Genomic DNA, 14,161 nt, shown 5'->3' on the forward strand with positions numbered 1-14,161 from the left:
CTTTCATCGATAATATTCAATGAGTTTATTAGAAAGGTTTAAATATTCTTAGTTTTGTTTTTATAATTTAAAAATATAATTATGAGACAAATTTTTACACTACTATTATTATGTGCATTTACGGTTTCCTTTGGGCAAGTCCTCAATGAAACATTTGATGATGCAACTGGATTTACAACATCTTCAGGTTTTTTTTCTGACGGAAATGGTGATTACCTTGGTATTGCTGGAGGAGTTGATGATTATGGTACAGGGACTGTTCCTAGTGCTTTAAAAGCATATACAGGATTTACAGGAGGTTTTTTAACAGGAATGGACCTTGATGGTGAAGGTGCTACTTTGCCTATTACTGTTCAGTGGACGGGACTTGATATAGCAGGATTAACAGATTTAAATTTTTCAGGTGCATTTGCTGAGTTTTTTGATTCCCCTGGAGATATTGACGAGGCAGATTTTATTTTATTTGAATATCAAATTGATGGTGGCGGTTATCAAAATCTTATATCATTTGTAGGAGCAGACTTTTCAAGTGGAACAAATAATGGTTTTTTTAGAGAAGATACTAATTTTGATGGTACAGGTGATGGTGGATTAATGGGTGATGCTGCAGCTACATTTTTAAAAACGATGACAGGAACTGGCTCATTGCTTGATGTAAGAGTGAGTATTAATTTAAATTCTGGTGATGAGGATTTTGCTATGGATGATATTGTTATTACAGGAACATCATCAATAGATACAACACCTCCAGTTATAACCTGTCCTACTAATATAATGATGGATAATGATGCAGGTCTCTGTGATGCAATTGTATCATTTATGGATGCAACAGCAACAGATGATACTGATCCTAATCCAACAGTAACTCAAACTGCAGGACCTGCTAGTGGAAGTACTTTTTCATTAGGTGATACAGATATTACGTTCACGGCAACAGATGCGGCAGGAAACATGAGTATGTGTACATTTACTGTAACTGTACTAGATGCTGAGGCACCAGTTGTTGTATGTGCAGCAAATATAAATGTTGATAATGAAGCAGGACTTTGTGGAGCTGTGGTTACTTATGATCCAATTATTTTTTCTGACAATTGTCCAGAGCCTACCATAACTGAAACAACAATAACAACGGGCTTTTTAGGTGGAAATGGATTTCATGGAAATATGTTTGATATAAATGCATTAAATAATATTACAATAAAATCTTTTGATGTAAACTTAACTTCAGCAAGTGGAGATTTTGAGGTATATTTTAAAACAGGATCTTATGCAGGGTCTGAACAAAATCCAGGAGACTGGACGTTAGTGGGTTCTGTTGCTGGTGTTACTTCTAATGGTCCAGATGTCGCAACGCCTCTTGATCTAGATTTAATGGTATCTCTTGAAGCTGGAATGACGTATGCATTTTATGTAACAAGTACCGGTGCAGACGTAAGCTATACAAATGGTGTGACGGAAGGTGCGGTATTAGTTTCTAATACAGATTTAGAAGTGTTAGAAGGTAGAGGTAATGAATATCCTTTTTTAGATAATTTCTCACCACGAAATTTTAATGGAAATATAATTTATACTACAGGAGGTTTTGGAGTTGCTCTAACATCTGGTTTGCCAAGTGGTTCTGAGTTTCCTGTAGGAACAACAACAGTTACTTATGAAGTTACTGATGCTGTAGGAAATGTAGGTTCATGCTCATTTGACGTTACAGTAAATGATGTAGAAGATCCTGTTGTTACATGTCCTGTAGAGCAAATGGTAGATGGAGATGCTAATGATATGTATGAAATTCCTAACTATGATGATAACGGTTTAGTGGTTGTTACTGATAATTGCCAAGGCTCAACAATATCACAAACTCCTGCTGCAGGAACTATGGTAGGTCTAGGAACAACGCAAGTTATAATTACTGCGACAGATGCAGCTGGGAATGTTGTTACGTGTAATTTTGATGTTATAGTTAACGAGCTTTTAGGAATAGGAACAAATAGCTTATCCAATGTGTCAATGTATCCTAATCCATCTTCGGGTATTGTTAATGTATCAACAAATGTGACTAAGTTAAAAGTTTTAAATTTACTTGGTCAAATAGTGCTAACAACTACAGAAAATAAATTTGATGTTAGTAGTTTAAAAACAGGGAATTATTTAGTTGAAATAACTACCAATGAAGGGACCGCAACTAAAAAATTGATAGTGCAATAATTAGTACTCACTCAGTAAGAAAAAGCCATCTTTATTAAAATAAGGTGGCTTTTTTTATTGCTGAAATTTCAGTCAAATTACTAAATCTTTACTGTAAAACTATATATTGCCTTAATTGCATTCTTTTAAACAGAAAATTTACGTTGTTTGTCTAAAAAATCATCAAATTGAAGATAAAACATTGCTATACTATTTATTTTGTTTAAATTAACACATTATTAACTTTTATACTTTATTAACTTAATTAATTGATTTATGAAAAAAATTACATTTATTTTAATTGCGCTCATGGTAACCACATTTTGTTGGACTATAAGTGCTCAAACGTATTCTGGAGCAGGAACACCTGTTGCTTTAGGCCCTAATTCAGGAGATGTTGGTTCTTCAGCAGCAACTGTGCCACTTACTGGTGTAGTGGGGCCAGGATCTGGAGAATTTACTCTAGATAATATAACATTAAGCCTTACTCATTCATTTGCAGGAGATATGGAAATTGTTTTAGTTTCTCCAGCAGGGACTAGAGTTGCTTTATGTACTGATAATGGTAGTTTTAACGGTACTGATACTAATCCTACATCACTTGTTTTTAATGATGCTTCTGCTAATGATGTCACAGGTTGGGATGGTGGCGCTCCAATGGTAGATTATCGTGCAGAAGGTGGAGCTAACATTTTTAATGTAGGCTTTGGTGACGGTCCAGGAGTAGATATGAATACCGAGTTTGCTGGAGAGACAGTAACTGGTGACTGGGTTCTAGAAATAAATGATGATGCTGGCGGAGATGGCGGTTCATTATTTAGTTATGAAATAACATTTGCAGCTCCTCCTGTAGGTTCACCCCCAGTAATCAACTGCCCAATGGGTGGAATGGCTAATACAGATGCGGGTGTTTGTGGTGCAGTAGTAAACTTTACAGCTGCTGTAGCAATTGACCCAGAGGATGGTGCAATCGCAACAACGCAAACAATGGGACCTGCAAGTGGAACAGTTTTTCCAGTTGGAGATACAACTATTGAGTTTTCTGCAACAGATTCTGATGGAAACACAGTTACATGTGAGACTACATATACTGTAATGGATATGGAAGCTCCTATGGCAATGTGTCAAGATGTAACTCTAGAATTAGATTTAATGGGTGTGGCTACAATTACTGCTGCAGATATTGATGCAGGTTCTTCTGATAACTGTGCTGTTGCTAGTGTTGTAGCTAGTCAAACAACTTTTGGTTGTGGTGACTTAGGTGCTAATATGGTAACATTAACTGTAACAGATGATAGTGGAAACGAATCTACTTGTATGGCTACAGTAACAATTACAGATACTACTGCACCAGTTATTACATGTATTGGTCAGCCAGGATTGGTTTCTGTATTAGAAGACTTTGAAGGAGCTACAATCCCAACGGGATGGACAACAGTAATTGAATCTGGTGGACCAGCTGATTGGATATTTGGTACAGGGGATATGCCTATAGGAGCAGATTTTCCAACTAATGCAGCAATATTTGATGATGATGGTGCTGGTTCAGCTCAAGTAGGAGAGGCAACTTTGTTTTCGCCAATATATGATTTAACTGGAGTAGCATCTGCTAGTATTTCTTTTGATTATGCTTTGCAAGACTTCGCTGGTGGAGGTGAAATTTTTGCTGAAGTTTGGGACGGATCTGCGTGGCAAGTTATTTTAACTGAAACTGAAGATCAAGACCCAATCAATTCTGGTGTTATCGATGTTCTAGCTTTCGCAAATGATGCATTTCAATTTAGATTTCGTTATGATGATAATGATACATTTGCATGGGGAGCTGGTCTTGATAACTTTATGTTGACCTATGATTCACCTGCTGCACCACTTGTACTTGATCTTGATGCTATGGGAATGGCAACTATAGATCCAAGTGACTTACTTTTATCTGTTGAAGATGCTTGTAGTGTAACAATTGAAGCAGGTGGAAACACAGGTGGTGGAATTCCAGCTGAACTTAATGTTGGACTTGCTGGAGGTAATGGACTTAACCCTGGTGGTAACTTTTTTGATATTAACGTTTTAAACGATGTTTCTTTTCAGTCATTTGACATGAATTTAGATGCCGGTTCAGGTAATGTTGAAGTATACTTTAAGACAGGAACGTGGGTAGGGTTTGAAAGTGATCCAGCAGCTTGGACACTAGTTGCTACTACAGCAGTAACATCTGCAGGTGAGAACTTACCATCACCACTCAATTTAGATTTAGATATTGATGTTGCCGCTGGTGAAACTGTTGCTTTTTATGTTGCTACACTTGACCTAGGAATAAATTATACTAATGGACCTGCTGGGAGCATGGTTGGGGATATATTAGTAAGTGATACTAATATTGAGCATCTTCAAGGTGGTGGAAAAACGTCACTAGCTGCAGGAACTCTATTCTCACCAAGAAACTTTAATGGAATCGTTCGTTATGAAACTCCAGATCCAACTTCTGGATTAGTATTTACATGTGATGATTTAGGTTCAAATTCAGTTGATGTGACAGTGACTGATGCAAGTGGAAACGTTTCAATGTGTACTGCAACTGTTATTGTTCGTGATGTTACAGCTCCAGAATTAGTTTGTATGGATGCTACAATTGAATTAGGTGCAGATGGTACGGTAACTTTAGACCCAATGACACTTATTGATATGGGAGCAACTGTTGAAGCATGTGGTATAATGTCTGCAGCAGCAGATATCACTGAATTCGACTGTGATGACATAGGCACTCCAGTTATGGTTACTCTTTTTGTGAATGATGCAGGTGGTAACTTAGCTTCTTGTAGTGCAATGGTAACTGTTGTTGATATGCTTGGACCAGTAATTACTTGTCCTGCTGATATTACGGTTGATCCAGGTGCTGGAAATGTGAACTATGAAGTTCCAGATTATTTCGCAACTGGTGAAGCTACAGCTGTAGATAACTGTACAGATCCTGTAACAATTACTTCACAAGACCCTGCAGCAGGTTCTTTCTTACCTGATGGAACTTATCCAATTACATTAACTGGTACTGACGAGTATGGTAATGAAGGTACATGTACTTTTATGTTGACTGTAGAAAGTGTTCTTGGAGCTAATGACAACATCCTTGCTGATGGAATATCATTATACCCTAATCCTGCTAATAATGTTGTAACAATTCAAAATTCTTCAACACAAGTTTTAGAAAATGCAATTGTTCATGATATTAATGGAAGAGTGGTTATGAATGTTAACTTAAAAGGTGCACAAGGAGATCAAACAATCGATGTTTCTGCGTTATCTGCTGGAGTTTATACAGTTCAATTAACTAGTAATGTTGCTAGCGTTGTAAAAAGACTTATTAAAAAATAAGCTTTATAGCAATTAGCAATAATAAAAGAACCCCTTCACTTTTAAAGTGAAGGGGTTTTTATTTAGTCAGGTTTTAAAGCTCCTTTAATGTTTCGAGGTTTTGTTTTAAACTTTCCTCGCTTGGGTCTTAATTTTCCATAAGAGCTAATATTGATCTTTCCTTTTTTGGTCTTCTTGTCACCCTTTCCCATTACTTTTTATTTTGTTGTTCCTTGATAGTTTTTTTATCAATGTCAAACTTATTTGTAGGTTGATTTGTATTCCCTGTAGGGTTTGTTGGGTTTGTTTGTTCGGTTTTTCTTCTGAATTTCTTATCCATAATATTAATTTTTAATTCATTTTTCAGTTCATCACTAAAGTATAAAAAATGAATCTTAATTTTTATTAAGAAATTACTAAACCTTAGTTAAACCTAACGAATTGATTTAATGAATTTTTTAATGCCCTTAAAACCTTCGTTAGATAACATTTTTATAAATGCACTACCTATAATTGCTCCTTTTGCATATTTTGTTGCAGAGTTAAAAGTGTCTGCATTACTGATTCCAAAGCCTAAAATCTGGGGGTTATTAAGCTTCATTTCAGAAATACGTTTAAAATAATCTTTAGTGCTTTTTCCAAAACCATGAGTTCCACCAGTCACACTGGCACTGCTCACCATGTAAATGAATCCATTTGAAACTGAATCTATTTCTTTTATACGATCATTACTTGTTTGTGGTGTGATTAAAAATACATTGATTAGGCCATAGTTTTCAAAAATTTCTTGATAATGTTCTTTATATTCAGCGACGGGTAAGTCTGGTAAGATCAAACCATCAATTCCTATTTCTTGACATTTTTTGCAAAAGTCTTCAACGCCATATTGTAATACAGGATTAAAATAGCCCATTAAGACTAATGGAATATCTATTTTTTTTCGAATATCCTTTAATTGATTAAAAAGTAGTTGAGTAGTCATTCCATTTTTTAATGCTTGCGTTGAGCTAGCTTGAATTGTAGGTCCATCTGCAAGTGGGTCGCTAAAAGGCAGCCCAATTTCAACCATATCAACACCACTTTCTTGTAATGCTTCTAGCACGGAAACTGTGTCATCAATTGAAGGATAGCCAGCTGTGAAATAAATGGATAGTATTTTTTTATTTTCTTTTAATTTTTCTGAAATTCTATTCATTGTATAGATTTTAAACACGTGATTTCCTATTGCTATATTTTAAAAAAAGATTCCGATAGTAGTCAAACGTACCTTTGTTTTAAATTTTAAAATATTATAAATTAAAATAATCAATGTAGGTATTTAAGTCTTTATCGCCACGACCACTTAAATTAACGACAACAATATCACTAGGTTTAAATTTTCTAGTTTCAAAAATGGCAAGGGCGTGACTTGTTTCAATTGCTGGTATAATGCCTTCGAGTTTGCTTAATTGTATTCCAGCATTCATTGCATCATCATCAGTGACCGAAATAAACTCCCCACGACCACTAGCAAATAAATGGGCATGCATTGGGCCAACTCCTGGATAGTCTAATCCAGCCGAAATTGAATAAGGCTCAGTAATTTGCCCATCCGGGGTTTGCATCAATAATGTTTTGCTTCCGTGAATAATCCCTATTTTACCTAGCGCTGAGGTTGCAGCGCTTTCTCCAGAGTTAACTCCTTTACCAGCTGCTTCGACTGCTATTATTCCTACTTCTGGAGTATCTAAATAATGATAATAAGCACCTGCGGCATTACTTCCACCACCTACACATGCAATAATAAAGTCCGGATTTTCATGCCCTTCTTTTTCTAGTAATTGACTCTTAATTTCAGAAGAAATAACACTTTGAAACCTCGCAACCATATCTGGATAGGGATGAGGTCCTACGACGCTACCTATAATATAATGTGTGTCTGCTGGGTTATTTATCCAGTCTCTAATAGCTTCGTTCGTTGCGTCTTTTAAAGTTTTGCTACCGCTAATGGCTGGAACTACTTTTGCGCCCAGCATTTTCATTCTTGCTACATTAGGCGCTTGTCGCTCGATATCAATCGCGCCCATATATACAATACATTCTAACCCCATTAAAGCACAGACAGTTGCAGTTGCAACACCGTGTTGTCCTGCTCCAGTTTCGGCAATAATTCGTTTTTTGCCTAAACGTTGCGCCATTAAAATTTGTCCTATAGTATTATTTACTTTATGCGCTCCAGTGTGACATAAATCTTCTCGCTTTAAGTAGATTTTTGTATTATGTTTTTCTGAAAGCCTCTTGGCAAAATAAAGGGGTGTAGGGCGCCCCACATATTCTTTTAATAAAGCATTAAACTCTTTTTGAAAAGAAGGTTCTTGCATAATTGAGATGTACTGCTGGCGTAACTCCTCCACATTAGGGTATAGCATTTCGGGGATGTAAGCACCACCAAATTCGCCATAATAGCCTTTATCGTTTACATTGTATTTCATAGCTTTTTATTATACTTCAATAAATTTAAGTTGACAAAGTATCCTAATCATTATAAATTTTACCGAAGAATTATTTAAGTTCTTCTATTAATTTTTTTAAGGCCAAAATGTCTTTTAACCCAGGTTTTAATTCAAATTTACTATTCACATCAATCCCATAAATGGGTAATGAGGATTTCTGAATTTTTTTTACTTCCGAAATTTCTGCTAACCCTATTCCACCACTTAAAATAAAAGGTGTTGTTGACGGATAATTTTCTAAAACAGACCAGTCAAAAGTAACTCCATTTCCACCTTTTTCTTTTCCTTTAGTATCAAACAAAAATTTTGAAACTAGATTTTCAAAACTTTCTAAAACCGAAAAGTCAAAAGTGTTTTTTATTGAAAACACCTTCCATATTTCTACCTCTTCTTTTTCAATTTTTTTCAAATTTAAATTAAGCAACGCCACAAATTTATTAGTTTGATTTCCGTGTAGTTGAATAATATCAAAATTAAATTTGTGCGCAAGTTCAATGATTTCCGTGACAGATTGATCAACAAAAACTCCCACTTTTTTTATTCCTTTTGATAGTTTTATTACTTCAGACTCATTGTAATTTCTAGGACTATTTCCGTAGAAAATGAATCCTAAATAATCAGGATGTAATGCTGCTATTTCAGCAACATTGTGTTTCATACCACATATTTTAATTTTTAAATCAATCATAATTGTTTGATGAATTTCAATGCGCTTTGACCAGGATTTTCAGTTTTCATAAAATTTTCTCCTATCAAAAAACCTTGAAAGCCATATTGTTTTAATTCATTAATAGTATCAACACTAGAAATTCCACTTTCAGAAACCTTGACAAAATCGGTAGGGATTTTTGAAGAAAGTTCTTTACTAATATCTATTGAAACTTTAAAAGTTTTTAAATTTCTATTATTAACTCCAAGCATATCTACAGTTGGAATGATTGATTTATTTAATTCTTCTTCATTATGGACTTCTAATAAAACATCTAGTGAAAGTGACTTTGCAATTGCTGAGTATTCTTTTAATTGACTTTCTGTTAAGGCGGCTGCAATTAAAAGTATTGCATCAGCACCATATGCTTTTGCTTCATAGATTTGATATGCGTCCACGATAAATTCTTTTCTCAATAATGGAAACTCAACTACATTACGGGCAACTAAAAGATCATCTAATGAGCCGCCAAAAAAATTAGTATCGGTTAAAATAGACATTCCACTTACTCCAGCATTTTGATATCCTTGAGCAACATCTGTAATTAATACTTTATCATTTATTACAGATTTGCTGGGCGAGCGTCTTTTATGTTCAGCAATTATTCCAGAACTAGAAGTTTTTAATGCCTCTGCTAGTGATTTAGTTTCTCTCAAAAAAAGAGCTGATTGTTTTAATACTGAAATAGGGAATGTAGCTTTCTTTGCTTTTACTTCTTTATGCTTGTAAGCAATAATTTTATCTAATATTGTCATTTGTTATTAACTTAACGCGATTAATGTATTAAGTGATTTTAAAGCACTACCAGAATGTAAAGATTTTTTCGCTTTTTCAATCCCATCACTTAGGTCGCACTTTTCGACTATTGATATGGCTGTGCCTGCATTAGCAAAAACTACATTGTTTTGTTCTTTTGTGCCGTTTCCTTTTAAAATATTCATAAAAATTTTAGCAGATTCAGCGACGGTTTCACCTCCATAAATGTCAGACTGTTTTTGTTTTTCAACTCCAAAATTTTCAGGGTGCAGTACCATTTCAGAAGAATTTGAAAGTATTTTTACATCACCTGTTAATGAAATTTCATCATAGCCATCCATAGCGTGCACTATGCCGTAATTTTTATCACTTTTTTGATAGAGATAGCCATACATACGCGCCAACTCTAAGTCGAAAACACCAACTAATTGATTTTTAGGAAATGCTGGGTTTACCATTGGCCCAAGCATGTTAAAAAATGTTTTCACTCCCAACTCACGACGAATAGGAGCCACGTTTTTCATGGCAGGATGGAAAAGAGGTGCGTGCAAAACACAGATGCCAGCTTTGTCTAAACTCCTTTTTAGAAAGTCCGAATCATTGCTAAATTTAATGCCTAAGTGTTCCATTACGTTACTGCTACCGCTAATGGAAGAAACTCCATAATTTCCATGCTTTGTAACTTTAATACCAGCGCCAGCGGTAACAAATGATGATACGGTAGATATGTTAAAAGTGTTTTTTCCATCACCGCCTGTACCACATAAGTCAATAGTGTTATATTGGTCAAGATCAACTTTGAGACATAAATCTAGCAATGCATCTCTAAATCCTTCAAGTTCCTCTAGCGTAACACTTCGCATCATATATACAGTTAAAAATGCGGCTATTTGTGAATTGTTATACTTTCCTTCGCTAATTGAAACAAGTATTTCTCTTGCTTCCTTTTTGTCAAGATGTTCGTGATTTATGAGTCTGTTTAATATTTGTTTCATTATTTAATGCTGTTTGTAATACTGTTTTATTTTTAGTCTACACAACGCAGGTTTCTTTAACCGCATAGGCTATTCTCAAATTAATTGCTTAGTTTTCCACTAATGCTCAACTTGAAAAATTTTATAACTTAACCCAATTTTTAATCATCAATTTTCCTTGCGGTGTTAAAACGCTTTCTGGATGAAATTGTACACCTCGTATATCAAACTCACGATGGCGTATTGACATTATTTGTCCGTTTTCGTCAATTGATGTTATTTCTAAAGCTGGTGGAAAACCCTCTTGACTGATAACCCATGAATGATAACGGCCTATTTCAAACGTTGTATCGATATCATTAAAAAGCGCTTCGTCTATTACAAGCTGAGTTGCTTGTGTAGAAACACCATGAAATACCTCGCTGAGATTTGAGAGTGTGCCACCAAAAACTTCGCCAATAGCTTGTTGTCCTAAACAGACACCTAAAATAGGTTTTTTGCCAGCATACATTTTTATTACTTCTTTTAAAAGTCCAGCTTCATCAGGAATACCTGGACCAGGAGACAGTACAATTTTATCGTATTGTTCTGGTAGCTCAATGTCAAATTTGTCATTACGAATTACATGCACTTCGCAATCAAATTCTTCTAAATAATGAACAAGGTTGTACACAAAACTATCGTAGTTATCTATTACTAATATTTTCATCTTTAATGCCCGTATTGAAGGGTGATTTTAATTTTGCGCGAAGGCGAATATTTTTACTTGCTAGGTGTATAATGTTTAAATTGTTTCTGCTAATTCTAATGCCTTTGTTAATGCTCCTAGCTTATTGTACACTTCTTGAAGTTCGTTTTCTGGTTTACTATCATTTACAACTCCAGCACCAGCTTGCCAATGTAACGTGTGATTTTTACTTACAAATGAGCGAATAATAATAGCGTGGTTATAATTGCCTTTAAAGTCCATAAACCCAATGGCTCCACCATAAAACTCCCTATTTATATTTTCATATTTTTCTAACAATTGTAGTGCTTTATGTTTAGGTGCTCCACTTAACGTTCCTGCAGGAAAAGTATCTGCAACAACTTGCATTGTGGGCGTATTTTTATTTTTTGTTGCTGTGACTTTGCTCACTAAGTGTATTACATGTGAAAAAAACTGAACTTCTCTGTAAGTGTCTACAGTTACATTAGTTCCATGACGGCTAAGGTCATTTCTGGCAAGATCTACTAGCATTACATGTTCACTGTTTTCTTTCTCGTCAACTGAAAGCTGCTTGGCTAGTTCAGCGTCTTGTAAATCGTTTCCTGTTCTTTTAAATGTGCCTGCAATAGGGTGGATTTCTGCAGTATCTCCTTTTACAACTAATTGTGCTTCTGGTGAACTTCCAAAGATTTTGAAATTTCCGTAATCAAAATAGAATAAATATGGGGAAGGATTTACGCTGCGTAATGCTCTATACACATTAAATTCATCACCCATAAATGGTTGAGAAAACCTTTTGCTCGGTACAATCTGGAATACATCACCACGAGCACAATGTGCTTTGCATTTTACAACTAAGTCTTTAAATTCTTCGTCTTTTAAATTTGTTGTTGGTTCTCCGTTTCTGGAAAAAGGGTATTCTGCAAAGTTTTTTGAATTTATAAGTTGTTCTATTTGCTCAATATTACTTTCTGTATTGTAATTATGAGAAAAAATATAAGCTTCATTGTTAAAATGATTGATAGCAATTATGTTTTGATATACCGCATAGTACATATCTGGTATTCCTAATATAGATTTGCTTTTGTCTATTTCAACACTTTCAAAATAGCGTACTGCATCATAACTTGTATAGCCAAAAAGTCCATTATTTATAAACTTTAAATTAGTCTCTTGTGCTGTAAATGACTCAGAAAATTTTTGGATGATGGCGGGCACATTAGGTGCTGGTTGTTGAGACGACGACAATTGTATTGTAGTTACGTTTCCGCAGGGAAAATGTTGTGTGATTTCCTCATTTGCTACTTTTATTGACGCGATAGGATTACAACAGATATAGCTAAAGCTGTTATCGTTAGCATGATAATCACTACTTTCAAGGAGTAAACTATTAGGGAATTTATCTCGCAAACGTAAGTAAACTGAGACAGGGGTGAGGGTGTCTGCAAGTAATTTTTTTGAATGCGTTTTTAGTTTGTAATTCATTGTTTGTTTTTTCTCTTGTTACTTTAATCCTGCATTTGCGGAAATAAAAAAAGCCTGTCTCGTGAAAGACAGGCTTATATGTTATATATAATGATGACCTAGTTCACGGACGTTGTCTGTAAATTATTCCACCACCAATTGTTTTGTGTTGTTCTCATTATTGCTTCAAAGATAGAAAAGTTATCCAATATTGAAAACATAACTTTTTTTTAATTTAAAACTTTAACGTTACATTAAGGTCAAAATTATCACTAATAGTATTGTCTCCTAAGTTATCGAAAAAACTACCAGAACCGTAACGAACTCCGTATTTTGTACGGTCAATTTTTAGTGATGTTGTTGCTTGATTATCTTCCATCTTTAAATCAAAAGTTATAGGCTCAGTAGTTTCTTTAATAGTCATATTTCCAGTTACTTTATAACCTCCATTCATCGCTTTAACACTAGTAAATACTAAAGTTGCAGTTGGGTGATTATCTGTGCCAAAAAAGTCTTCACTCTTTAAATGGCCTTCTAATTTTTCTTTTCCTTCTCCAGCTTTTAAATCTGTTACATTAATGCTGGTCATATCTACGACAAACATTCCTCCAGTTAATGTTGATCCTTCCATTTCTAAGGAGCCTTCCTTTAAATTTATAGTTCCTGTGTGAGATCCTAATACTTTTTTACCGGTCCACTCGATTGTGCTTTCTGAAACACTTATTTTTTTCATAGTATTGTTTGTAAATGCAGTTGCTCCCACGGCTACTGCTAAGATTAAAATTGATTTTACTGCTGTTTTCATAGTTTTAATTTTTAAAAGTCCTTAGTTTATCTAATAGGTTATTAAGTTGCTCGAGTTCATTAGCGTCAAGCGCGCTGGTAATTTTTTCGTTATTATTTTGAGTAATAGGATCTAGGGTTGTTAAAAGAGAAAGACCTTCTTTAGTAATAAAAAGCTCAATTTTTCTTCTATTAGATGCGCAAACCCTCCTTGTGACAAGATCTTTTTTAATTAGTTTGTCAATCAAGCGAGTAGTATTACTATTCCTATCAACCATGCGTTCTTGAATGGTTGATAGGTTTGCGGGGTTTCCTTTTTGTCCTCTTAAAATTCGTAGAACATTAAATTGTTGTGGAGTTATATCATGTGGTTTTAATATTTCTAAAAAAGATTCTTCCATAATACGACTTGTATACGCCACATTTATTGCCGTTTTTGTGGCAATGTTCATTTTGTGATTTGTCTGTATTGCTTGTTCTATATTCATAATATTGTATGTACAATAGTTGTATGTACAAATGTATGTTTATTTTATTTGTTTGAAATTTATTTTAACAAATATTTAATGGATGTCAGTTCGTTATTTACGTTATTAGTTATAACATTGTTTATCATTATAGGTTTATTTAGACATTTAAATTACAGCTTGTTAGTTTTTTAGCTAAAGCCGAAATATGCAGTTAATCACTTATAATACTGTATTTTACAGTTAAGGGGTAGGGTAGGATAACAACTAAATTTTATAGAACT

At 34.5% G+C, this 14,161-nt stretch carries 13 protein-coding genes; 2 read left to right on the forward strand and 11 right to left on the reverse strand.

Annotated features, from left to right (window positions below; all coding sequences use genetic code 11):
- Positions 1 to 81 precede the first annotated feature (81 nt).
- A complete protein-coding gene (locus tag GB234_RS13875; protein ID WP_151895188.1) occupies positions 82 to 2,199 on the forward strand; it encodes a T9SS type A sorting domain-containing protein in 2,118 nt (705 codons plus the stop codon).
- Between the two features lie 255 nt (positions 2,200 to 2,454).
- Positions 2,455 to 5,544, forward strand: coding sequence for an HYR domain-containing protein (locus GB234_RS13880; protein ID WP_151895189.1), 3,090 nt, complete (start codon positions 2,455 to 2,457; stop codon positions 5,542 to 5,544).
- Positions 5,545 to 5,606: 62 nt separating this feature from the next.
- Here GB234_RS13880 and GB234_RS13885 read toward each other — a convergent pair whose 3' ends face one another.
- The 11 genes from GB234_RS13885 to GB234_RS13930 all read right to left on the reverse strand — a co-directional run bounded on the left by GB234_RS13885 (position 5,607) and on the right by GB234_RS13930 (position 13,898).
- Positions 5,607 to 5,735, reverse strand: coding sequence for a 30S ribosomal protein THX (locus tag GB234_RS13885; protein WP_151895190.1), 129 nt, complete (start codon positions 5,733 to 5,735; stop codon positions 5,607 to 5,609).
- The gene (locus GB234_RS15290; RefSeq protein WP_262714116.1) at positions 5,735 to 5,863 is read right to left on the reverse strand and encodes a hypothetical protein; all 129 of its coding nucleotides are present in this window, start codon (positions 5,861 to 5,863) and stop codon (positions 5,735 to 5,737) included. Before GB234_RS15290 ends, GB234_RS13885 begins: the two co-directional genes overlap by 1 nt.
- A gap of 93 nt (positions 5,864 to 5,956) precedes the next feature.
- Positions 5,957 to 6,718 carry a tryptophan synthase subunit alpha gene (trpA, locus tag GB234_RS13890; RefSeq protein WP_151895191.1) on the reverse strand — a complete coding sequence of 254 codons (762 nt, stop codon included), beginning with the start codon at positions 6,716 to 6,718 and terminating at the stop codon, positions 5,957 to 5,959.
- A gap of 94 nt (positions 6,719 to 6,812) precedes the next feature.
- Positions 6,813 to 7,994 carry a tryptophan synthase subunit beta gene (trpB, locus tag GB234_RS13895; RefSeq protein WP_151895192.1) on the reverse strand — a complete coding sequence of 394 codons (1,182 nt, stop codon included), beginning with the start codon at positions 7,992 to 7,994 and terminating at the stop codon, positions 6,813 to 6,815.
- Between the two features lie 70 nt (positions 7,995 to 8,064).
- Positions 8,065 to 8,703, reverse strand: a complete 639-nt coding sequence (locus GB234_RS13900; RefSeq protein ID WP_235906148.1) for a phosphoribosylanthranilate isomerase — start codon at positions 8,701 to 8,703, stop codon at positions 8,065 to 8,067.
- Positions 8,700 to 9,479 (reverse strand): indole-3-glycerol phosphate synthase TrpC, encoded by a 780-nt coding sequence (gene trpC, locus GB234_RS13905; RefSeq protein ID WP_151895194.1) that lies wholly within the window; start codon positions 9,477 to 9,479, stop codon positions 8,700 to 8,702. Before trpC ends, GB234_RS13900 begins: the two co-directional genes overlap by 4 nt.
- Positions 9,480 to 9,485: 6 nt before the next feature.
- A complete protein-coding gene (gene trpD, locus GB234_RS13910) occupies positions 9,486 to 10,475 on the reverse strand; it encodes an anthranilate phosphoribosyltransferase (RefSeq protein ID WP_151895195.1) in 990 nt (329 codons plus the stop codon).
- Positions 10,476 to 10,596: 121 nt separating this feature from the next.
- Entirely contained in the window at positions 10,597 to 11,163 is a 567-nt protein-coding gene (locus GB234_RS13915) for an anthranilate synthase component II (protein WP_151895196.1), read from the reverse strand.
- A gap of 75 nt (positions 11,164 to 11,238) precedes the next feature.
- Entirely contained in the window at positions 11,239 to 12,648 is a 1,410-nt protein-coding gene (locus GB234_RS13920; RefSeq protein ID WP_151895197.1) for an anthranilate synthase component I family protein, read from the reverse strand.
- A gap of 214 nt (positions 12,649 to 12,862) precedes the next feature.
- Positions 12,863 to 13,432 (reverse strand): YceI family protein, encoded by a 570-nt coding sequence (locus tag GB234_RS13925; protein ID WP_151895198.1) that lies wholly within the window; start codon positions 13,430 to 13,432, stop codon positions 12,863 to 12,865.
- 4 nt (positions 13,433 to 13,436) lie between these two features.
- Positions 13,437 to 13,898: a MarR family winged helix-turn-helix transcriptional regulator gene (locus GB234_RS13930; protein ID WP_151895199.1), complete on the reverse strand. Its 462-nt coding sequence runs from the start codon at positions 13,896 to 13,898 to the stop codon at positions 13,437 to 13,439.
- Positions 13,899 to 14,161 lie beyond the last annotated feature (263 nt).

The organism is Patiriisocius marinistellae (assembly GCF_009014635.1).
Lineage (GTDB): Bacteria > Bacteroidota > Bacteroidia > Flavobacteriales > Flavobacteriaceae > Patiriisocius > Patiriisocius marinistellae.